The following is a 21,881-nucleotide window of genomic DNA, read 5'->3' as shown; positions in this document are numbered from 1 at the left end:
TTTTTTTGTTAGACGAATGTGATTTTAATTTGGTTACATTACTTGACTAATATACAAACTCTATTCCATAAAAAAAGCTCTTGAATATCTTCAAAAGCTCTTTGTTATATCTTTTTAAATGGATTTACATAAATTTCATACCACCTTTTTTTCCTCCAACTTTATTAATTTTATAGGTAAATCCTAACATAAAGTAGCGTTGTAATACAGTACTTTGTGAATCTTGAATAAAGTCAGCTGTTACCGATCTACGTGTGTTGATGTTTTGATCTAATAAATCGTACGCCGTTAGTTTTATGGTTCCTTTGTCTTTTAAAATTTTCACACCTAAACTCATGTTCCAAAATAGCGCACCTCGCTTAAATCCTGGTGCTACATTACTTTGATATGTATATCGTAAATCATTTCCGAAGACAATATTTTTTGGCCAAAAAGTAGTTGTTCTTAATCCAACATTATGGTTTTGGAATGTTTCATTGTTTAAGTTATCTAAACTATATTGAGTTGAATTGAGCGAAACTGAATAGTTTGGTTCTATTTCTAATACTTCTCTGTAATTATACGTCATTCGTACACTTGGTGTTAATGCATTTCGTTTGGTTGAAAATTTCACACCATTACTAAAGTTGAATTCTTTGTTGTAATTATTGTATAATCCAACTCGGAAACGAACAGATGAACTATCGCGTTTGATGGTTTTACTGTATGAAACACCGCCATTAGTTCTAATTACACCATCGACATTTGTATAAGTTGTCGTTCTAATTCTGTTTTCATCTGTGATAGAAAGCGGAACAATTTTATCATTGGTAAATGTTGCTGAAAGCCATACAAAAAATCCACTTTTACTTTTGAAATCGTAATTATTGAAATTCGCATATAAACGATGATTGAATTCACGATTCAGGTTTGGATTACCAACAGTAATATTTAACGGATTGCTCACATTGGCAACAGGTTGTAATTGTTGCGCGCTTGGTGCTTGTGTGTTTGTATTGTAATTTAAAGAAACACTCATTCCTTGCTTAATACGGTAGCGCATGTATGTATTTACGTTGACATCTGTAAAGTTAGATGTTACAGAAGTATTTTGAATGAATTCTTCATTTTTCAATTCTGAAAACAACAAACCTGTATTGAAACTCAAGTATAGTTTTTCACTTTCGTAATTGACTCCAATTCTTGGCAAATGTGTTTGAAAGTTTACTTTTAAATCCGAACTTAACGTTTCGTTAAAATCGTCATATTGATTTGTAATATTGTCAAAATCAAAAACCTGTTTGTCATTTCGTTCTCTTCTATTAGCAAAACGATAATTTAAATCTAAAAATAGTTTTTCTTTCAACGGAATTCGATATTCAATATCTGCGCTAATGCTGTTTTCTTTGGCATCAATATCTGTCAATTGATCTCTTGTTTCAGTAGATGGTGTTGCTCCAAATATTTCGTTCGTTGTATTTAAGAAGTTATCAGAAGTATTATTAATGATGGTGTTGGTCAAATTCATACTTAGGTACGCACCTTTACTTCCAAACTTTTTAATGACATCAATATCACTTCCAAAATTACGGCGTTCTGATTCTGTTCTATTTTCAGAATCTCCACGGTTTAATAATGTTCCTTCATCGTCTAACGATTCTTCACTTCGTGATGAAAAGTTATCTCCTTCTGTAAATCTATAACTTGGAGCTACGACTACTTTAAATGTAGAATCGATTTCAAATTGCAATTCGGCAGTAGCTCTATGACTGTCATTTAAATTTGTAGATGTACTTGTGGAATTAGTAAAGAAACTTCCGTCGGGTAAAATATTTTCACGTTCCACTCTACTTTCATTTTCAGAATCGGCACGCGAGAAAAAGTAATCTGCAATAATTTCTGTTTTGTCTTCATATTCGTCTACAAAACTGATTCCTGCATTTGAAGATGTTGTAATTCCTTGTCCGCCACCAAAATTTAATCCTCCAACAGAAAACGAACCGTTACCGCTCCAGGAAACGCCTCCGCCAGTATTTCCCATCATATCATATATTTCGTCAAAACTAAATCCGGAACTGTTAATATTGTTTTTACTTGCCAATACGCTAATTCGCTGTTTATCGTTGAAATAGTTTCCAATTCCACTCACGGCATAACGTTCGTCTGTTCCGCCGCTTACTGTGGCTCGCCCAAAGAATCCTTTATTTTGATCTTCTTTCAGTTCTATATTGATGGTTTTTTCTTCCGAAGTTCCTTTTTTTCCAGTGAATTCTTCCGATTCACTTTTAGTAGAAGTTACTTGAATTTTATCAACAATTTCTTTTGTCAAATTCTTGATAGCAATGTTTGGATCGTTTCCAAAAAATGGTTTCCCGTTGACCAAAATTTTATTGACTTCTTGTCCGTTTACCGTTATTTTACCTTCGCTATCTATTTCAACACCTGGCAACTTTTTTATTAAGTCTTCAACTGTAGCATCTGGCCTGGCTTTGAAAGAATCGGCATTAAATTCTAGCGTATCTTTTTTTACTGTAATTGGCGCACGAATGGCTACTAATTGCACAGCATCTAACTCATTAGAAGCAGGTTCCATATTTATGGCTGGCAATTGAAGTACAGATTTGTTTAAGCTAATTTTTTTCTTGTATGTCTGAAATCCGTTAAACGTTACAAATAGGTTTACTTCTTTTAGTTTGGTACGTGTTGCCAACTCAAATACTCCATTTTTATCACTAATTGTGTATGTAATAAGCGTTGTATCTTTGATAGATTCCAAGTATACTGTAGCAGATTCTAAAGGTGTTTTTGTGGTGTTGTCAATAATTTTTCCTTTGACTTCAAATTCTTGTGCAGAAAGTTTTGTAGCAAATAAACTGATACAAATGATCAGTAATACGGTAATTGGTTTATTCATTTTTTGTTTTTGATTGATGGTCCTCGGTTTGTCACACAAACAAACAGAAAAAATGATGATTTATTATTAAAATAATCTTAAAAATATTTTTTAAATCTTAAAATATGGAAATGCTTTAAAATTAAGTTGCCATTTTAGATTGTTTGTGAGTTTTTTATGTAGTGTTCTCTTATTTTTAAAATTATTGTTCACACAATATCGTTGAAATACTTTTTTAATTCAGTTCTCTTTATTGGTTACTTTTGCTTATCATTTACACGATTTAATTTCTGTTAGCTTATGATCAAATTTGTCCTTTTAATGAGTACGTATCTTTTATTTTCTTTACACCTGTACGCGCAAGAAAATGCTATGCAACCGGATAGTTTGGCAACATATTCTTTTGAAATGTTAAACCATCAGTATGATTTTTATAAGAATGAGAATCCGACAACTGCCAAACTGTATTTAGATCAAATGCTTCTGAAAGCAACATCTTTAGAACAACGTGTAACTTCACGTTTGCTTGCTTGCAGACATGAAACGTATTTTGGAACTACGAAGAAAGCATTTTTACATGTTGATACCGCAATTTCTTTGTTGCAAACACAGCAAAATTCAATTTTATTAGGAAAAGCATACGAACGAAAAGGGTTCGTTTTTTATTATAAAGAGAAAGCGTATGATACTGCATTGGATTTTTATTTGAAAGCATTACAGCTTGCTAAAAATACAAATGATGAATTGTTGAGAATTACAGTAGAACACAAAATTGCTGCGTTGTATTTTACAATTGATAATAAAGAAGTTGCCATACAAAAATATCGTACTTTGTATACTGAAACCTATGATAAAACCGCGATTCCGTATGCTATAAAGGTTTCTATTTTGAAGAGTTTGAGCAATGTGTATTTAAAAAAATATTCGCTACATCCTAGTGAGAAAAAATTGTTAGATTCTGCTACTTTTTTCAGTCAAAAAGGATTGAAACTCGCTTTCGCAGAGAAGAATAAAAAAGACATTGCGTATTTGAGAAATTTGTTAGGAATTGCCTCTTTTACCAATGAAGCATATGATGAAGCTTTGGCCTATCTCGCGAAAGCGGAAACCACAGCAATTGAAATTGGTTTGACAGCACGTTTGAAATCTGTATATCATTACAAAGGAATGGTGTTTTTGGCGCAACAACAATCAGATTCGGCTATTTTTTATTTTAAAAAGAATGTTGTGCATTTGGCAGACACGACCAAATTGTTTGTTTTTCCTAATACGTATGCGCTTTTGTCTGAAAGTTACGAACAGAAAAATGATTTGAAAAAAGCGTTACAGTATGCACAACTTGCCATTGATTATACAACGAAAACCTATTCTAAAAGAGCCGCTTTACAACATACATTAGACACAAAATATGATGTTCCAAAACTGAGAGAGAAATCTAAACAGTTGCAAAAAGAATTACAACAAGCTTCACATACGAAAGATATTTGGATCATTTTGGCATTACTTTTAGTTGTTATTTTGATATGCAGCTTTGTGTTTTTTAGACGAAAAGAACGCTTGAACAGAGCAAATTTTGAGAAAACATTAGCAAAGTTATCAAAACCAGAAACTAGCATTGATATTCCTAAAAACACAGCAACAACACAGGTTTCAGAGGCGCAGACTGAAACTATTTTGAAAGCATTGGCACACTTTGAACAAGGTACATTATTTGTAAACCCAGATTGTACGTTGTCATTTTTGGCACAAGAATTAGCGACAAATACTACCTATCTTTCTAAAGTTATAAATACACATAAGAAACAAAGTTATACAGAGTATTTAGTAAATTTACGTATCTCATATGCATTGAAACGATTGAAAAACGAGAAACGATTTAGAGCCTATTCTATCGTTTCTATAGCGAATGATTGTGGTTTTAAGAGTGCAAAATCATTTTCGAGAGCATTTAAAAAGAGTACAGGAATTTATCCTTCGTATTATATTAAAAATTTAGCAACAGAAATATGATCAGCGTAACTTATTTGTGGTTCATTTATAAATGGGCACTAGTATTTTTTTAGAAAGCGCTTTTTTAACCGTTACATTTGAGAACACATTTAAAATTTGATACAATGAGAAAAAAATTAGTGTTAAAAAAACGTTTGGTTTCTAACTTAACTGTTCAAAAAGTAGTTGGTGGAACAGGTGGAAATTCTTTAGACGATGAAACAAACCAGCAACCTTCAGAGCAATGTCCACAAACACAACAACAAGGCTGTAGACATACTGTAAATTATCCTGATGATTGTAGTGCAGAACCTTGGAAATGTATGGTAGATCCGCCTACGCATCCATAATGTTTTCATCTTTGGAGATAATTCCATTGCCATTAGAATATGTAAAATGACAATGGAATTATAATTTTTCTATTCTTCTTTTAGCAAACCGCTACTTGATTACTTGGATTGCACATTCCATTAAAACATGATGGTTGACAACTAACATCTGTTGGACAGTTATTGTTTGTAGGACAACCTGCCGTACAATTTACTGTACAACCTGCAGTTGGGCAATTTGCCACACTTAAACATACAAATACTTGTGAAGTATCGCACGTAACTTCTCTGGTGTCTCCAGTTCCTCCTTTTAGTTGTGTCGCTTTAAAATTTGACACGGTACTTTTAGTAAATAAAAGTTTTGCTTTTAGATTTCTTTTTTTCATGGTTATAGATTTTATGTTTTTACTTTGAACTTAGTGATTGCAGTCAAAGTTTCTGCAATTGAATACGAATGATTCAAAACGAAGTTAATTATTAAAGCTAGGCTTTGAAAGAAAAAGAAATGCCCATTTATAAATGGGCACATCTTTGTGTTTCATGTTATTATGATTTGTAGTTCTAGTTTGCTAGTTTTCATTTTCATAGATAGAAACTGTTCCACTATCTTCATATGAAATGATTAGCAAGGCTTTTCCTGTTGGACTATCTTCTGCTTTGATTGCCAACAAACCTTCTGGCGCGTAATCTGTATCACGTTGTAAGAACTGTAGAAACTGAGGTGCAACCGGATTTGTTATATCATATACCATAACTTGACTGTTACGCTCCAAACCAACAAATAAGATATAACGTTGGTTTGCTATGTTTAAGATTTCTACAGATTCTGGCTCTGCTCCTTTGTCGTCACTTCTGTTGTCTGTTTCATTGTCTTCCCAATCCCAATTGAAACGATTTGGTGTGTCTGCTAAGACACGTGTTGCTATTTCGTTTCCGCTATCGTAAAGTAAGTTTCCATCAGCAGACCACACACTAAATGAGCGTGCTCCGTAGTTGTATATTTTATCATAATCACCGTCATTATCTGTATCGCCTATATCTAGTGCCATTTTTAAACGACCAATGTTTGCATCCGCTTGATAGTCTTCAGAAGTAGGAAAAGCAGTTGCATCCAGCGTAACATCTTTTACACGATCTTCTCCAACATATCCTGGTGTTCCTTCGTATTCTCGTGCGTCTCCTTCATTTGCCGAAAAGATATATTCTATTCCGTTAATGTTAACAGCAGTAATCGCATCTGGTTGATACATTCCGTATACAGGCCAGTTTTTTAATTCGTTTACATCATCTTTATCACTCGCATCGATAGCGTTTCCCGAAATGCTGTAATCTTTAAACCCTAATGGATAGATAGCTTCTATGGTTTTTGTAAGTAGATTTATTTTAGCAATTCCATTGTTTTCTTGTAGTGAAACCCACGCATATTGCGAATCTTCCGAAACCGTAATATATTCTGGCTCAACATCTGCCGCTAAGTTTGCATTGGGTCCAAATACTCTAAATCCTTGATTTTCTAAGGTTGCTTCTTGCGAATTGAACGCAGCAAAGTCTAAGGTTGTTACAGTATTATTTACAACATCAATGATGCTAATTGTTCCATCTGGATCAACTGTATAGTCGTCATTTGGTTCACCTTCATTTGCCGATAGAATGTAGTTTCCGTCTTTTGTAAATGTTACCATATCGGGCAAAGCGCCAACAGTATATTCGTTTAGTAAAGAAACATCTTCTGTATTGTACACCGCTATTTTACCAGCCGCTTGTTTGTTGGAAGCTTCAATAGCTATTGCTAGTTTTCCGTTGTGAACAGCTACACTGTTTGGTGCGCCAAAACCACTTACGTCAATTGGTGCTTTTTGAATTGGTAAGGTAATGTCTGTAATATCATAGATAGCTATTTGATTAGATTCTGTGTTTACAGTAAATAGTTTTTTGCTTACAGGATCAAACGCAGAGATTTCTGCCGATCCTTCTCCACCAATAGTAATGGTATTTTTGAATTGAAAGTTTACAGATGTATCTACAGTAGTTGTTGCATTTTGACCATCGTCATCATTTTCACAACTTTGAAAAGCAACAAGTGCCATTGCTATAAGAAGTGATTGTTTTAAGATTTTCATTGTGTTGATTTATGTTTATTTCAACAAAGATGAACCTCCTATTTTATTGGAATGTTAGTAAATGATGATTGAATTATGTAGCTTCTGTAATCTTACTGTAAAGTGCTACTTTGTATTTAACACAAGCATAAAGATATCTTTTTGTTTGCTTTTAATAGTGACTTCCATAGCAGCCAATCGTGTGTAGCTAGCAATGGCAGTAAAGTCTTTAAAATTATACGTTAACCAATCTGTGTTTTCTTTATTGTCACGTAGTTTTTGAGAGGTATGTGTATTTATTTTTGGAAATTCTACACGAACAATTGCAAGCGCGTTTTCATAGGCTTCAATTTTTGCTATGAATTGTTTTCCTTTTTCAGAATGTTCATTTGTGTTTTTGATGAATAGAATTTGGTTTTTATGCACTTCCATTTTCTTAAAATCATCACCTGCTACCGTAAAATCTTTTTTTAATACCTCAATATAATGTAGTAATTCTAGTGCTTTTGTATTGAACTGCGCTACTATTGCTGGATACTTTACATCAGAAGTTTCAATTTGTTTTTGTAGAGAATCATCATCAAACGATTTGTTTGCTTCTTCAAATTCTTTATGTATCGTAGTAAAATTATTTAATATTGGATTATTTCCAGCATCTGCAATTAACATCATCAATCCAATTAATAGTAGACTGATGATGAATACTGCTATGAGAAATACTTTTTTTGACATTTATTTTTTCCTGAAATAAACTGTTACAGGCACTCCATTAAAATCAAATTGTTCACGAAGTTTGTTTTCCACAAATCGTTTATACGGTTCACGCACATATTGCGGTAAGTTTGCAAAGAAGGCAAATTGCGGATATCCTGTTGGCAACTGCGTACAGAATTTTATTTTTACATATTTTCCTTTGTATGCTGGTGGCGGCGTACGTTCTATAATGTTTAACATTACGTCGTTTAGCTTACTTGTAGAAATTCTGTTAGATCTGTTTTTGTATACTTGAACTGCCGTTTCAATAGCTTTGTAGATTCGTTGTTTCGTTAAAACGGAAATAAATACAATTGGCACATCGGTAAATGGCTCTATTTGCTGGCGAATGTGTTTTTCAAATTCTTTTACTGTAGACGTTTCTTTTTCTACTAAATCCCACTTGTTGACAAGAATTACAATTCCTTTGTTGTTTTTTTCTGCCAACCAGAATATGTTTTGCACTTGTGCATCAAATCCACGTGTAGCATCTACAACTAATAGGCAAACATCACTGTGTTCAATAGCACGAATGGAACGCATTACGGAGTAAAATTCTAAATCTTCTTTTACTTTCGCTTTTCTACGAATTCCTGCCGTATCCACTAAATTGAATTCAAATCCAAAACGATTGTATTTTGTATCGATAGAATCACGCGTTGTTCCAGCAATGTCCGTTACGATATAGCGATCTTGACCAATTAAAGCATTTATCAACGATGATTTTCCAGCATTTGGTCGCCCAACTACTGCAAAACGTGGTAAGTTTTCTTCTTCAACTTCTTCAACTTCTGGCAATGCTTTTACCAACGCATCTAATAAATCACCTGTTCCACTTCCGTTGATACTTGCTATTGGAAAATATTCACCTAGACCTAACGAATAAAATTCCGTAGCATCATGCAAACGATTTGCCGCATCTACTTTGTTTACAACTAATAATACAGGTTTGTTTACTCTACGAAGTAAGTTTGCTACTTCTTCGTCCATTCCTGTAATTCCAGATTCTACATCTACTACAAAAAGAATTGCGTCCGCTTCATCAATTGCCAATTCTACTTGTTTGTCAATTTCTGCTTCAAAGACATCATCACTTCCTACAACATATCCACCGGTATCAATTAGTGAAAATTCTTTTCCATTCCAATCTGATTTTCCGTAATGTCTATCTCTTGTTACACCACTTACGGCATCAACAATGGCTTCTCTACGTTTTATCATTCGATTAAACAAGGTCGATTTTCCAACATTTGGACGTCCAACTATGGCTACTATATTACTCATTTCATTCTTTTTGTGCCTGCAAAGGTACGTTTTCTGTTTATCAGTAAAAAGTAATTTTAAGTAAGTCTTTTAGGAAGTTTGGTTTTTTGTAAATTTATTTAGAATCACATTCTTCGAGTCCAAGTTTGTCAATACCACTTTGAAATTTTTCATCTACTCGTATTTCCCCTGCTTGCTTTCCTTCTATTTCATTTTCCCCAACTGCAAAACTGCTTCCTAAAACATTTATATGGTGTTGCTTTAGTACATTTTTTAAACTATCTATATTTGTTGTACAGAGAGTAATAGGGTTTTCTCTATCAAATCCTTGTACTCCTTTTCCTTGATAGAATTCAAACTCGTTTCGAAACACTCGCAAAGATTCTTTGTTACTTTCAGTTAGCCAATCAAGTTGTAAGGCTTCGTTTATTCTATCTACAGCTTTTTCTTTGTATCCAGCAAGTGTTTCTATGCCTGCATATTCAATCAGTTCGTTTAAATCGCTTTCCGTTTTAACCTCTTTTACTTCACTTAATTCATAAGCTTTGCTATAGTTTTCTTTTGCACTTTTTAAATCTCCATTAAATTCAAATATGCCTCCTTTTATTTGGTAATACTGTAGGCTTTTCTTTTGGTCTTTTGGTAATTTTTCTAACAATTTAAATGCCTTGTTAAACTCTTTCTTTTGCACATAAATTCCAACTAACATATAGTGAATGTTTACATCTGTATTATCGATTTCCAATGCTTCTTCATATAGCTTTTCAGCTTTATCTAGTTCTCCTTTAAATCTAAGTTCAACTGCTTTGTTATTTAATTCAGTTACTTTTTCTTTATCTGCTTTAGAGATTGTGTCGTTTTTACAACTTAATATGCTTAATAGTACTAGTAAGAGGAATATGATTTTTTTCATGTAATTGTGTTTAGGTATACTAATGTGTAGTGTAGAAACAAAAAAAGTTACCAAATTTATCAAAAAACTGAAAGTTTCTTATCGTTTACTTTTATCTTCAGTAATATATACATCCAACGCTTCAAGTTTCCCAGAAAATGGTTCTCTACTTGTAAGATTGTCCCAAAGTTCAGAATTAAACAACGCGTCTGATACTCCTTTTTTGAAGATATAATAAGCTTCAATAGCATTTCCTGATTTTTTTATTTTTTCATCATAGATTCCTGTGCGTTTTACGTCCATGATAACAATATGTTCTATCTTGTTGTTGAGTTTTCGGACTCCGAGAAATTCTTGTCCACCGATTAAAGATAACATTCCATTGTATTCCACAATGAAATGATTTCCTTCATCATTGTAATTATCAATTTTAATATATCTGTCAATATGTATTTCTGTCACCTCAACAATTCCTGAGTTGATGACTTCTTGAATATTTTTGACGTTTTTTGGATTTTGAATCACATCTTTTACCTGCATAGACAATAGCCAAATCATAAAGAAAGAAACCATCAATATTGGAATGAACAACCAAAGTGAAAAATACATGTAGGTTACGGTTGAAAAGACACTCAAAATAAAGATTTTTAATAGAATAGACTTTATCAGTTTTACATGAGACTCCTTTATGTAAACATTTTTTTTAGTTAATCTTTTTTTCTCTGCTGCGTTTATGGGTCGGTTGTAATTTTTTATCAATTGTTATTTTTTTAAGTACTTAAAACTAAACTTTTCTTACAGGAAATCAAAACAATTCTAATGGTTTATGTACAATTTACAACTAGTGTCATTATGATATTTATCAGTTTATATGTTATTGAAAAACAGTAGTATTGCTATTATTAAAAATAACTTTCAATGAGTTTAGGAGAAGAAGTTGTATTACGTCCACGGTTTAAGCGAACGCTTTCAGCAACTAACGAAACGATTTTGAAACGTTTGGAAAATTCAAAAAACACACAAAAAGATTTTGTAGTGTCGCGTATTGACAATCATGTTTTTATCCGAATTCCTAAAAGTAAACAACATTTTTGGTCGCCACAATTACATGTTGAAGTGGACGAAATTGACGAACATAGTTGCGAGTTACACGGTTTGTTCGGTCCAAGTCCGACCGTTTGGACATTTTTTATGTTTCTTCATTTTTTAGTCGTTTGTTTGTTCATCGGTTTTGGAATTTGGGCATATACAAATGCTGTTTTAGGAAATACATATGCGTTTCAGGTAGCATTAATGCTATTGATGGTATTAGTTTGGTTTGCACTGTATTTTGGTGGACGAATGGGAAAAGCTACAGGAAGACCTGAAATGGTTGACTTGTATCATTTTTTGAATAGGACGATTGAGATATAGTTTGAATACTGTGATCCTTTTCAAATTTACCAAAAGCTTGTTAGGTTACTTTGAGTACATTTCGGCAACGAAACCCTTATCGTTTATAACTTCTTCTTTTATATATTTAGCGAATGTGTAACAAATGTATTTTTACACACACATATATCATACACAAAATATTTCCCTTGTACCTTGCAAAACATTAAAACCAAACTTCAAAAAATATACATTCCATTTTTACTAGTTTCAATCGGAACTATTCTATCTTATAGTATTTTTCGATGGTTATTCGACATTAAACTTGGAATCATTCCTCTAAAAGAAGATTTATTGAGCTTTTGGCTTCCCTTTATATTGTCGTTTATCGTAATACATATTTGGCTTCGAAAAAGAGTTCGAATCATAAAAATTGTAGGAAGACATGGTGAAGATTATTTTGGCATTCAACTTATAATGTCGCTTACTATTGCAATTACATTTATGATAAGTCAATATTATTTGGTAAAAAGCTCCTATGACTTACATGAAATTAATACAGTGTCTGAAGTTGAAAATTTGACAAACGAAAAGTATTTTAAAATAGCAAATTTTCAAGTTGATCATAACTTTAATGGTTACTATGTAACGTCAAGAGTTACTGGAAGAAACAACGAAGATTTGGATGTCGCAATATTTCACGCAACGCTTTTTGAAAACTCAAATTCGGTTTGGTATGGCGTGAGTTATAAAGAAAGTTTGCGAAATAGAGATAGTGAATACCAAAAGAATAGGGACTTTCGAATATTTTCAAAAAGATCAGAAAAGGAATTTGACAATTATAATTTTCAAGATGTTAGGTATTTTGAAAAGTTAAATTATTCCGATGATCGAGATGGTTTCTTGAATGGTATTAAAAAAGAATATCCTGCTATAAAGAAAGATGTTGAAATTATTCTGATTCCAAAAAAAGGAGCTTTTGAAGATCGAATGGGCTCTTCATTACTATGGATTTTTATCTCTTTTAGTATTGGAAGTGCTATTCTAATCGCCTTACTCCTAGTTAAAAAAGTTAATAAAAAAGCATTAAACGATTTCAATAATAACAAACTGACGATAAAAGCTGACGATACTGACTTCCTGACCTATCTTAATCCATTTGGAAAGCACAAAGCTGCTGCAATTTTACTCCTGGCAAATTGTATTGTATTTGCTGCGCTGCTTTTTGCAGGCTTAAACATTATACATCCAACTGGGAAGGAATTATTAGACGTTGGCGGCAATAGAAGATTTGAAGTATTGAATGGTGAATATTGGCGTTTGTTTACTTCAATGTTTATTCATGGTGGCATTGGTCATTTATTCATGAACGCCATCGGAATTGGCTTAGCGTGTAGTTTTTTAGAATATAAACTTAGTATTGTACGATTGATCGTTATTTATATCGTTTGCGGATTATTGGCAAGTGTGGCGAGTATTTGGTGGTATGAAAACACTATCAGTATTGGTGCTTCAGGTGCAATTTTCGGATTGTATGGAGTCATGACAGCTTTTATGATTTTTAGAATTTATCCAAGTCATATGAAGCATATCATATGGAGTACTTTAGGCTTATTTGGAGGAATAAGTTTGTTACTTGGTTTAGCTACTGGCGCTGACAACGCCGCACATTTTGGTGGATTGATTAGCGGATTTATCATCGGTGGAATACTTAGTATCGTTTGTAGAACAGAATTACAGAAAAGAAAACTTTGGTAAAATGGACAACAGTATATGAAAATAGGCATTTACAATATATACACTACTTTTTGGTTTCTCTTGATAATTTCATGTGGAGGAATGTTGACGTATATCTCAATTGAAAAAAATTTACTGACAAGTGATTTAATTTTTATTGCAAAGTTCTTTGTTGGATTGTTATCACTTATTTCAATTGGAATCTTTTGTTTTTTGTTGTTTAGATTTAGATTCTTAATCATCAATGCTGAAAATGTCGTTTCAATTCGTCCTTTTATATTTAAGAAAAAAGTGATTGACTTGAAACATAATTTTAGAATTAAAATAGAACAAGATATTGATCAAAAAGCAGCTATTTACAGAAGAATAAAGCTTTCAGACGCAAATTCTACATTAGAGTTTACAGACAAAGAATTTGAAAATTTTGAAAGTTTAGTTCGCCAATTACCTTTAAAAGATTCTAAAAAGAAAGCAATTGATCTCGCGCAAGCAAAAGCGAATATTTCTCAAACCAACTTTGATTTTTATCTATATTCAGGGGGTTTTTTATTCATCATTGCAAATATAATTTGGAATTCAGGGTTTCATTACATGGTGCTTATTTTTTTTGGAATAGATGCTTTATTGTTGTTTGCTGCAATTAGAAGAAAACTTCGATATGATCGAATTTTAAAGAATTAATCATGACTATAGATATCTGGAAACGAGAAGTCAACTAATTTACTTCACTTCAAACAAACTAATTGTTCCGCTAATTTCGTTAGAAACCACTAAAATGTTTTGGTTTGTTGGACTTTCAGAAGCTGGAATCACAAATAATCCTTCCGGAGAAATATCGCCTTCATGATGTATCCACTCTAAAAATACTGGCTTTTCAGGATTGGAAATATCATATAGCAATACGCCGCTTGTACGTTCTAAACCAACAAAAAGCAATGTTTTCCCTTTTAATTTTAGTATTGCTAATGCTTCAGGCTCCGAACCTTTGTCGTCGCTTCGCGTATCGTTTTGATTGAATGCTTTCGGATTGACTTGTGTCTGTTTTGCAATATCATTTCCACTATCATACACTAAATCGCCTTTGGTTGTCCAAATAGAAAATGAACGTGTTCCAAACATATACAACTCGTCATAATCACCATCATTATCAATATCACCTTTTGTAGTGGTTATTTTTAGGCGACCTAGTTGATCGTTTTGCTGTATTATTTTTGCATTCGGAAATCGTGTTAAATCTAATGTTATTTCTGAAACTCGCGCTTCTTCAGAAAATCCAGGATAATCTCTTGAATCGCCTTCGTTTGCTGTAATAATGTACGTAACACCTTTTATTTGAGTGTTTTCAACGGCATCTGGCAAGTAGAATCCTTTTAAGTTTTCCCAAGTTTTAAACTGTATTTTACCATCTTGATCGCTTACATCCAATGCATTTTCGGGCAAGCTAAAATCTTTTACACCTAACGGATATAAACCACTTAGTTCGGCATTTACAATATCGACTTCTGCAATTGCATTATTTTCTTGTAAAATTACCCAAGCCTTAGTTCCATCTTTTGAAACTGTTACATACTCAGGCTCTGCATCTTTTGAAAACGTAGCGTTTTTGCCAAAACTTCGCAATCCTTTTTCTTCTAATTCTTTTAGTTGATCATCGTATAATTCAAAACCCAGCGTAGTGACCATGTTATTTTTTAAATCTATAATGGTAACCGAACCACTCGGATCAACAGTATAATCATCATTTGGCTCGCCTTCATTTGCTGAAATAATATAATTTCCATCTGGCGAATATGTTACCATATCTGGCAAAGCATCTGCAAAATGGACTTCTACTTCTTTTAGTTTTTCAGTATCAAACACAACAATGAAACCATATTCTTGTCGATTTGTATTTTCTACAGCCATCGCAATATTTCCACTATTAATAGCTACACTATTTACATTTCCTCCATAGTTAGAAACATCAATAGTTGCTACTTTTTTAATGTTTTTCACATCCGACATATCATATACCAATACACCTTTATACAAGGTGCTTGCTGTAAATAAGCGTTTTGTTTTAGCACAATACGCACTTATTTCAACTGCATTCACTCCTTGCGCATCAATAGTATTAAGATGCGTTACGCTAACATTTGTTGAAGTTTCTTTTATTGCGTGCGAAGCACAACCAGTTATAAAAAGGCATGTTAATAAACCGAAAACTTTTTTAATCATGTATTACTTATTGTTGTACCCAAAGCGACGTAATTGCTTGGCATTGCTACGCCAATTTTTATTAACTTTTACATATAATTCGATATGAATTTGCTTTCCAAAAAACTTCTCTAAGTCTTTACGAGCTTGAATTCCAACAGTTTTTAATGCGTTTCCTTTGTGCCCAATAAGAATTCCTTTTTGAGTTTCACGCTCAACCATAATTACCGAACGAATACGTATGATGTTTTCTTCTTCAAAAAACTCCTCTGTTTCAACTTCGACAGCATAGGGAATTTCTTTTTTGTAATTGATTAGAATTTTCTCACGAATAGACTCGTTTACGAAAAAACGTTCTGGTTTATCAGTTAATTGATCTTTTGGATAAAATGCTGGTGAAGCTGGAAGCAATTCTATAATTCTTGAAAATACTTCCGACACATTGAAGTTTTCCAATGCTGAAATTGGATATATTTCTGCCGTTGGCACTTTTTCTTTCCACAAATCCATTTGTGATTCTAATTCTTCTTGAGAAGATTTATCGATCTTATTTAAAAGTAATAATACTGGAATTTTAGAGTTGATAATTTTTTTGAAGAATGCTTCATCTTTTAAGCTTTTTTCACCAATTTCAACCATATATATTAACACATCTGCATCTTCAAATGCCGATTTTACAAAGTCCATCATAGATGATTGTAATTCGTACGCTGGTTTTATAATTCCTGGCGTATCAGATAAAATTACTTGAAAATCGTCTCCGTTGACAATTCCTAAAATTCGATGTCGGGTTGTTTGCGCTTTAGAAGTAATAATGGAAAGTTTTTCTCCAATAAACGCGTTCATTAATGTTGATTTTCCAACATTTGGATTTCCGATAATATTTACAAATCCTGCTTTGTGTGTCATATATTTTATGGTCATCACGAATAAATCATAGCAATATTGCGTTTTTTATACGTGTCATTCGGTGGCAAAAATACATATTATTTCAGAATAATATACCTGTAAATCATTTTAAAACACTTGTATTTAGGGCTTTTCAGAATATTACTGACGTCAATCAACATCTTTTTTTTCAAAAAAAAGAGTTAAACTTTGATTTTATAATAGTATTACTATTATATTTGTTATGATTAGTATGGAAAATCTACAAATACATATTGTTATTAGCGAGGAGCTTTACACTAAAAATCCTGAGTCTTCGGAATTGGGGAAAAAAATTGTATCGCGCAGTATCGAAATGATTGATGAATTAGGTTTTGAATCGTTTACGTTCAAGAAATTAGGACAATCCATTGGCTCTAACGAAAGTTCAATTTATCGTTATTTTGAAAGCAAACACATGCTTTTAGTGTATTTAAATTGTTGGTATTGGAGTTGGGTTGAATACAAACTTGTTTTTGCAACTACCAATTTGTTATCGAAAGAGGAAAAGCTTTCTTCTGCTATTAACATTTTGACGCAAAAAGTTGATGTAGATAATTCGTTTTCATACATCAACGAAGTCATTTTAAATAGAATTATCATAGCAGAATCTTCAAAGGCATATCATACCAAAGAAATAGATTCTGAAAATGAAAAAGGATATTATAAAGTGTACAAACGTGTTGTACAACGTGTGAGTAGTTTTGTTTCAGAAGTTAATTCTGATTTTGAATTTCCACACATGTTGGTTTCAACGGTTATTGAAGGTGCGCACAAACAGCGTTACTTTTCAGAACATTTACCATCGTTAACAGATGTAAAAGAAGGTGTTGACTTCATTGTGAAGTTTTACACCGATTTAGTTTTTAAAGCAATAAAATAAATGTCGTATAAAGATTCACATATATTTAATATCATAAAGCAAATTTCCTTTGCTTTGGTGCTTATTGTGATGATTTTACAACCTATTTCACAAGTTTTTTCATCATTTTCTGATGCAAATTATGAATTAGTTGATATTGATTGGGAAGATGATACTGATAAAGAAGAAGTTGAAGATACGTTTGAAGAAAACGAAAAAGTAAGACCGTATACCACTAACTTTTCTGTAACAGATACAGCTGTTTACAGTACTACAACACATTTTTACAAACTACAGTTAGATGCTTCTCACAGCATCGAAATATTGATTCCGCCTCCGGAACACATATAAAATACAAATTCATCAAAAATTCACGTGCTTGTTGCATGCGTTTCCAGAATTATTCTCCACTCATCACAAACCAAGTATTGGAGTATTTTTCTTCTATTCTATTTTACACAAAACAATAAAATTAGCTAACAACGAATTGATTTAAAGCAAATTGAACTTTGCAGTTTCAGTTCTCAAAAAAACATTATTACCATCATGAATAGTTCAAATCCATTTAAAAATTTAAAAGCGGATTTCCCCGCTAGTATCGTCGTTTTCTTCGTTGCACTTCCACTGTGTTTAGGTATTGCCTTAGCTAGTGGTGCGCCACTATTTTCTGGCTTAATTGCTGGAATTATTGGTGGTATTGTTGTTGGAGCTATTAGCGGTTCGCAAGTCGGAGTGAGTGGACCAGCTGCAGGTTTGGCAGTAATAGTGCTTGTTGCAATTAAAACACTTGGATATCAAAACTTTTTAGTTGCGGTTATAATTGGTGGAGTTATTCAACTTATTTTCGGTGTTTTAAAATTTGGAATTATTGGTTATTTCTTTCCATCGTCTGTGATCAAAGGAATGCTTACAGGTATCGGAATCATTATTATTCTGAAACAAATTCCACACTTTTTTGGATATGATTCAGATCCAGAAGGTGATTTTTCATTTATCCAAGTAGATGGACAAAATACATTCTCAGAAATTTTTAATGCCGTAAATCATATCAGCCCAGGCGCTACTATTATTGCTGTTAATTGGATTAGGAATTTTAATTCTTTGGAATACGGTTTTATCTAAAAAAGGCAAAATTTTCAAGTTAATTCAAGGACCGTTAGTCGCTGTAGCGTTAGGAATTTTATATTTTATAGTTACAAAAGGTAACACAACATATGGTATTTCTTCAGAACATTTAGTAAGTGTTCCAGTGCCAGATGATTTTAATTCTTTCCTTGGACAATTTAGTTTTCCAAACTTTACAGCCATTAATGATCCTGCTATTTGGATTACGGGAATTACGATTGCTGTTGTAGCAAGTTTGGAAACCTTATTATGTGTAGAAGCAACCGATAAGTTAGATCCAATCAAACGTGTAACACCAACAAATAAAGAATTATTAGCACAAGGAACAGGAAATGTGCTTTCAGGATTAATTGGTGGATTGCCAATTACACAAGTAATTGTTCGTAGTTCTGCAAACATCCAATCAGGTGGAAAAACAAAAATGTCGGCAATTATTCACGGTTTCTTATTATTGATTTCTGTGGTTTTGATTCCAACATTATTAAACATGATTCCATTATCCGTACTAGCTGCTATCTTATTAATCGTAGGATACAAATTAGCAAAACCTTCTTTATTTAAAAAAATGTACCATGCAGGTTGGAAGCAATTTATACCTTTTATAGTTACTATTTTAGGAATTGTTTTTATCGATCTTTTATGGGGAATTGGATTAGGACTTGCTGTTGGTATTGTAGTAGTATTGATTAAAAGCTTCCAAAATTCACACTTTTTACATATTGAAGATAAAAGTAACGGAAAGCATAGAATTAAAATGACATTAGCCGAAGAAGTAACATTCTTCAACAAAGCGACAATCTTAAAAGAATTAGACAATTTACCAAGAGATACATTCTTAGAATTGGATGTGCGTAAAACGCGTTTCTTGGATAATGATATTATTGAAATATTGGAAGATTTCTCAGAAAAAGCGCGTAATAGAAACATTGACATTAAGTTAATTTCGGAGCGTGGAACAATTGAAAATCCAAAAAGTTTTATTGAGTTTTTCCAACTCAGACCAAAAAGTGCCTAACATTTTTAACCATTAAAATTTAGCATCATGAGCAACCCAAAATATAAATTACTTGTTTTAACTGATCTATCTAAATCGGCTACAAAAGCTTTAGATAACGCTATAAATCTTGCAAAGATTATCAACGGAAGTATTGACGTTTTTCATGTTTTAAAACCTTCAGACATTGCCGAATATGAAAATCAATATTCAGCCATGCGAACGATTGATGAAGAGCGCTATAAAACGAAGCAAAAGCTACGAACGTTGGTTCGAGAGATTTCAAAGCGAGAAAACATTAAAATGAATGCAAGTTTTCGTTTGGGGAATTTAAAAAATGAAGTGCTCGATGAAATTGAAAGTGTAAAGCCTGATATTATTGTATTAGGAAAGCGTCCGCCAAGATTCTTCGGTTTTTTAGGGGATAGTTTTACGAAATTCATTTTGAAAAAATTTAATGGTTCTGTGTTAATTTCTGGAAAAAACAATACAATAAATGCTGTAGAAGCAATGTCTTTAGGATTGTTAAATACAACTACCGCAGATTTACCGCAAGGAATTACGACTGATTTGCGAAGAAGTATTAAAAATCCAATTAAGCAATTTCATGTACGTACTGAAACAGAAAAAAATACAAAGAAAGTAGCATCAAAAACAGAAAACGTGATAACTTACGAGTTTGAAAGTAATTCTAGTACTATGGACAATATTGCAACCTATGTTGCCAAAAATAATATTGGATTATTGTGCGTAAATCAACAATCAAAAACAAATTCGCGCTTCAAAAACCTTAGAACAAATATCAAAGAAGCTATTCATAAAATTAACGTACCAATTCTAATTGTAAAGAACTCATCAACTATACAATTACAATAATAACGGTGCACATTTACATATATTAACAACAAAAAACTAGATTAAACAAAGCTATATGAAAGCACAAACAAAAGAAACACAAGCTATAATGACTCCTGATTCATCTATACAAGCATTGGTAGATGGAAACGATAGATTTGTACAAAATACGCAAGTAAGCCGTGATTTATTAGATCAGGTTTCGGACACAAGTACTGGACAATATCCGTTTGCTACGGTATTGAGTTGTATTGATTCGAGAGTTTCTTCAGAATTAATTTTTGATCAAGGAATTGGAGATATTTTTAGTGTTCGTATTGCTGGAAACTTTGTCAATGAAGACATTTTAGGAAGCATGGAATTTGCTTGTAAACTAGCCGGAACAAAAGTAATTGTTGTTTTAGGACATACGGCTTGTGGAGCTGTAAAAGGAGCTTGTGATCATGCACGACTTGGCAACTTAACAGCATTAATTAATAAAATTGAACCTGCAGTAGAAGCCGTTACAGAGCCAACAGATGAAGCTTTACGTAATTCAAAAAATATTGAATTTGTAAATAATGTAGCTGTTAAAAACGTAGAAATGACTATTGAAAATATTCGTAAAAAAAGCCCCGTATTAGCACAACTTGAAGAAGATGGAGATATTAAAATTGTGGGCGGAATGTACGATATCAGTAATGGTAAAGTAACGTTTTTTTAAGAATGAGTTTAAATCAGAAACTAAGCACCGTTTTACTTGTACTTTTCATGATTCCGCTCGCAAGTTGGAGTCAAGACGAAACAGGAAACTGGCTCATGTATTTTGGGTCAAATCGTATCAGTGAAAAGTTTAGCATACACACGGAAGTACAATTTCGTAATCATACTGTTTTTCCAAACAACACGGAGCAATGGTTGTTACGAACAGGACTGAATTATCACTTTACCAAAAATGCCTTTGCAACTGCTGGTTATGCGTACATTGGAAGTTTTGTGTTTGATAGTGAACGTGATAGTCCAGAAACGGAAGAACACCGTATTTGGCAACAATTAATTACGAACAATACATTAGGACGCGTAAAATTTGAACATCGTTACAGAGCTGAACAACGTTGGGTTGAAGATGATTTTAAAACACGTTTTCGCTACCGATTAATGTTGTTTATTCCTGTAAATAAACCTGTCATAGAAACGGGAACGTTTTTCTTTGGTGTGTACAATGAAATTTTCGTGAACGGACAAGAGGAATTATTTGATCGAAATCGTTTGTATGGCGGTATTGGATATCAATTAAATAAAAACATAAATCTGCAATCAGGAATGTTGTACCAACGTGTACGCACAACTGGAAAAGGATATTTACAATTTAGTATTGTATATAATACTGATTTACGTAAAAAACAAAAGGAAATAACAAAATAAAACAATTCGTTAGTTTATTTTTTGTTACGAAAAGCTACAACCACACATATTGAAGTTATAGATTTTCTAATACTATCAACAAAAAAGAATCTAAAAAATAAATCGAAACCATATCGTCTGATGTGGTTTTTTGTTTTACCTACTTTATGAAATTTTAATTTTAAACTTTTTTAACAGTTGCTGTTAAAATAATAATAAAGTATGCCCGCTACA

Annotated in this window: 19 protein-coding genes and 1 pseudogene; 11 read left to right on the top strand and 9 right to left on the bottom strand. The window is 32.6% G+C overall.

The window, feature by feature from the left end; genetic code table 11:
• Window positions 1-124: 124 nt before the first annotated feature.
• Window positions 125-2,893 (bottom strand): outer membrane beta-barrel protein, encoded by a 2,769-nt coding sequence (locus tag ACQ654_RS18345; RefSeq protein ID WP_430411798.1) that lies wholly within the window; start codon window positions 2,891-2,893, stop codon window positions 125-127.
• Between the two features lie 300 nt (window positions 2,894-3,193).
• On the opposite strand from ACQ654_RS18345, the gene ACQ654_RS18340 reads away from it, so the two are divergent.
• Entirely contained in the window at window positions 3,194-4,882 is a 1,689-nt protein-coding gene (locus tag ACQ654_RS18340) for a helix-turn-helix domain-containing protein (protein ID WP_430411797.1), read from the top strand.
• A 104-nt stretch (window positions 4,883-4,986) separates the two neighbouring features.
• Window positions 4,987-5,211, top strand: coding sequence for a hypothetical protein (locus tag ACQ654_RS18335; protein WP_430411796.1), 225 nt, complete (start codon window positions 4,987-4,989; stop codon window positions 5,209-5,211).
• 80 nt (window positions 5,212-5,291) lie between these two features.
• Here ACQ654_RS18335 and ACQ654_RS18330 read toward each other — a convergent pair whose 3' ends face one another.
• The 6 genes from ACQ654_RS18330 to ACQ654_RS18305 all read right to left on the bottom strand — a co-directional run bounded on the left by ACQ654_RS18330 (window position 5,292) and on the right by ACQ654_RS18305 (window position 10,833).
• On the bottom strand, window positions 5,292-5,576 hold the full coding sequence (locus tag ACQ654_RS18330) for a hypothetical protein (RefSeq protein WP_430411795.1): 285 nt from the start codon (window positions 5,574-5,576) through the stop codon (window positions 5,292-5,294).
• Between the two features lie 183 nt (window positions 5,577-5,759).
• Window positions 5,760-7,310, bottom strand: coding sequence for a choice-of-anchor I family protein (locus tag ACQ654_RS18325; RefSeq protein WP_430411794.1), 1,551 nt, complete (start codon window positions 7,308-7,310; stop codon window positions 5,760-5,762).
• 105 nt (window positions 7,311-7,415) lie between these two features.
• Window positions 7,416-8,021 carry a hypothetical protein gene (locus ACQ654_RS18320; RefSeq protein ID WP_430411793.1) on the bottom strand — a complete coding sequence of 202 codons (606 nt, stop codon included), beginning with the start codon at window positions 8,019-8,021 and terminating at the stop codon, window positions 7,416-7,418.
• On the bottom strand, window positions 8,022-9,326 hold the full coding sequence (gene der / locus ACQ654_RS18315) for a ribosome biogenesis GTPase Der (RefSeq protein WP_430411792.1): 1,305 nt from the start codon (window positions 9,324-9,326) through the stop codon (window positions 8,022-8,024).
• A gap of 94 nt (window positions 9,327-9,420) precedes the next feature.
• Entirely contained in the window at window positions 9,421-10,218 is a 798-nt protein-coding gene (locus ACQ654_RS18310) for a tetratricopeptide repeat protein (RefSeq protein WP_430411791.1), read from the bottom strand.
• Between the two features lie 78 nt (window positions 10,219-10,296).
• The gene (locus ACQ654_RS18305; protein ID WP_430411790.1) at window positions 10,297-10,833 is read right to left on the bottom strand and encodes a hypothetical protein; all 537 of its coding nucleotides are present in this window, start codon (window positions 10,831-10,833) and stop codon (window positions 10,297-10,299) included.
• 282 nt (window positions 10,834-11,115) lie between these two features.
• On the opposite strand from ACQ654_RS18305, the gene ACQ654_RS18300 reads away from it, so the two are divergent.
• From ACQ654_RS18300 to ACQ654_RS18290, 3 genes are all read left to right on the top strand, one after another.
• Window positions 11,116-11,610, top strand: a complete 495-nt coding sequence (locus ACQ654_RS18300; RefSeq protein WP_430411789.1) for a GTP-binding protein — start codon at window positions 11,116-11,118, stop codon at window positions 11,608-11,610.
• Window positions 11,611-11,784: 174 nt separating this feature from the next.
• A complete protein-coding gene (locus ACQ654_RS18295; RefSeq protein WP_430411788.1) occupies window positions 11,785-13,326 on the top strand; it encodes a rhomboid family intramembrane serine protease in 1,542 nt (513 codons plus the stop codon).
• 15 nt (window positions 13,327-13,341) lie between these two features.
• Window positions 13,342-13,986 carry a hypothetical protein gene (locus tag ACQ654_RS18290; RefSeq protein ID WP_430411787.1) on the top strand — a complete coding sequence of 215 codons (645 nt, stop codon included), beginning with the start codon at window positions 13,342-13,344 and terminating at the stop codon, window positions 13,984-13,986.
• 39 nt (window positions 13,987-14,025) lie between these two features.
• On the opposite strand, the gene ACQ654_RS18285 is transcribed toward ACQ654_RS18290, so the two are convergent.
• Together ACQ654_RS18285 and era are read right to left on the bottom strand one after the other, a co-directional pair.
• On the bottom strand, window positions 14,026-15,522 hold the full coding sequence (locus ACQ654_RS18285) for a choice-of-anchor I family protein (RefSeq protein WP_430411786.1): 1,497 nt from the start codon (window positions 15,520-15,522) through the stop codon (window positions 14,026-14,028).
• A gap of 3 nt (window positions 15,523-15,525) precedes the next feature.
• Entirely contained in the window at window positions 15,526-16,410 is an 885-nt protein-coding gene (era, locus tag ACQ654_RS18280) for a GTPase Era (RefSeq protein ID WP_430411785.1), read from the bottom strand.
• 232 nt (window positions 16,411-16,642) lie between these two features.
• Here era and ACQ654_RS18275 point away from each other — a divergent pair, with 232 nt between their 5' ends.
• The 6 genes and pseudogenes from ACQ654_RS18275 to ACQ654_RS18250 all read left to right on the top strand — a co-directional run bounded on the left by ACQ654_RS18275 (window position 16,643) and on the right by ACQ654_RS18250 (window position 21,668).
• A complete protein-coding gene (locus ACQ654_RS18275; RefSeq protein ID WP_430411784.1) occupies window positions 16,643-17,311 on the top strand; it encodes a TetR/AcrR family transcriptional regulator in 669 nt (222 codons plus the stop codon).
• A complete protein-coding gene (locus ACQ654_RS18270; RefSeq protein ID WP_430411783.1) occupies window positions 17,312-17,641 on the top strand; it encodes a hypothetical protein in 330 nt (109 codons plus the stop codon). It abuts the gene before it with no gap.
• 195 nt (window positions 17,642-17,836) lie between these two features.
• Window positions 17,837-19,430, top strand: a pseudogene (locus tag ACQ654_RS18265) (SulP family inorganic anion transporter).
• A 27-nt stretch (window positions 19,431-19,457) separates the two neighbouring features.
• Window positions 19,458-20,285 (top strand): universal stress protein, encoded by an 828-nt coding sequence (locus tag ACQ654_RS18260; RefSeq protein ID WP_430411782.1) that lies wholly within the window; start codon window positions 19,458-19,460, stop codon window positions 20,283-20,285.
• 55 nt (window positions 20,286-20,340) lie between these two features.
• On the top strand, window positions 20,341-20,967 hold the full coding sequence (locus tag ACQ654_RS18255; protein ID WP_430411781.1) for a carbonic anhydrase family protein: 627 nt from the start codon (window positions 20,341-20,343) through the stop codon (window positions 20,965-20,967).
• A gap of 2 nt (window positions 20,968-20,969) precedes the next feature.
• Window positions 20,970-21,668: a DUF2490 domain-containing protein gene (locus tag ACQ654_RS18250; RefSeq protein ID WP_430411780.1), complete on the top strand. Its 699-nt coding sequence runs from the start codon at window positions 20,970-20,972 to the stop codon at window positions 21,666-21,668.
• The last annotated feature ends 213 nt before the right edge of the window (window positions 21,669-21,881 follow it).

Source organism: Kordia sp. (assembly GCF_965283645.1).
In the GTDB taxonomy this organism is placed as follows: domain Bacteria; phylum Bacteroidota; class Bacteroidia; order Flavobacteriales; family Flavobacteriaceae; genus Kordia.
Note: the sequence above shows the minus strand (reverse complement) of the source record. Positions and strands in the feature narration are given on the sequence as shown.

Bases quoted from the DNA above. Each gene is read 5' to 3' on its own strand.
- ACQ654_RS18345 (WP_430411798.1), bottom strand. From the start codon at position 2,893: ATGAATAAACCAATTACCGTATTACTGATCATTTGTATCAGTTTATTT.
- ACQ654_RS18340 (WP_430411797.1), top strand. From the start codon at position 3,194: ATGAGTACGTATCTTTTATTTTCTTTACACCTGTACGCGCAAGAAAAT.
- ACQ654_RS18335 (WP_430411796.1), top strand. From the start codon at position 4,987: ATGAGAAAAAAATTAGTGTTAAAAAAACGTTTGGTTTCTAACTTAACT.
- ACQ654_RS18330 (WP_430411795.1), bottom strand. From the start codon at position 5,576: ATGAAAAAAAGAAATCTAAAAGCAAAACTTTTATTTACTAAAAGTACC.
- ACQ654_RS18325 (WP_430411794.1), bottom strand. From the start codon at position 7,310: ATGAAAATCTTAAAACAATCACTTCTTATAGCAATGGCACTTGTTGCT.
- ACQ654_RS18320 (WP_430411793.1), bottom strand. From the start codon at position 8,021: ATGTCAAAAAAAGTATTTCTCATAGCAGTATTCATCATCAGTCTACTA.
- der (WP_430411792.1), bottom strand. From the start codon at position 9,326: ATGAGTAATATAGTAGCCATAGTTGGACGTCCAAATGTTGGAAAATCG.
- ACQ654_RS18310 (WP_430411791.1), bottom strand. From the start codon at position 10,218: ATGAAAAAAATCATATTCCTCTTACTAGTACTATTAAGCATATTAAGT.
- ACQ654_RS18300 (WP_430411789.1), top strand. From the start codon at position 11,116: ATGAGTTTAGGAGAAGAAGTTGTATTACGTCCACGGTTTAAGCGAACG.
- ACQ654_RS18290 (WP_430411787.1), top strand. From the start codon at position 13,342: ATGAAAATAGGCATTTACAATATATACACTACTTTTTGGTTTCTCTTG.
- ACQ654_RS18285 (WP_430411786.1), bottom strand. From the start codon at position 15,522: ATGATTAAAAAAGTTTTCGGTTTATTAACATGCCTTTTTATAACTGGT.
- era (WP_430411785.1), bottom strand. From the start codon at position 16,410: ATGACACACAAAGCAGGATTTGTAAATATTATCGGAAATCCAAATGTT.
- ACQ654_RS18275 (WP_430411784.1), top strand. From the start codon at position 16,643: ATGGAAAATCTACAAATACATATTGTTATTAGCGAGGAGCTTTACACT.
- ACQ654_RS18270 (WP_430411783.1), top strand. From the start codon at position 17,312: ATGTCGTATAAAGATTCACATATATTTAATATCATAAAGCAAATTTCC.
- ACQ654_RS18260 (WP_430411782.1), top strand. From the start codon at position 19,458: ATGAGCAACCCAAAATATAAATTACTTGTTTTAACTGATCTATCTAAA.
- ACQ654_RS18255 (WP_430411781.1), top strand. From the start codon at position 20,341: ATGAAAGCACAAACAAAAGAAACACAAGCTATAATGACTCCTGATTCA.
- ACQ654_RS18250 (WP_430411780.1), top strand. From the start codon at position 20,970: ATGAGTTTAAATCAGAAACTAAGCACCGTTTTACTTGTACTTTTCATG.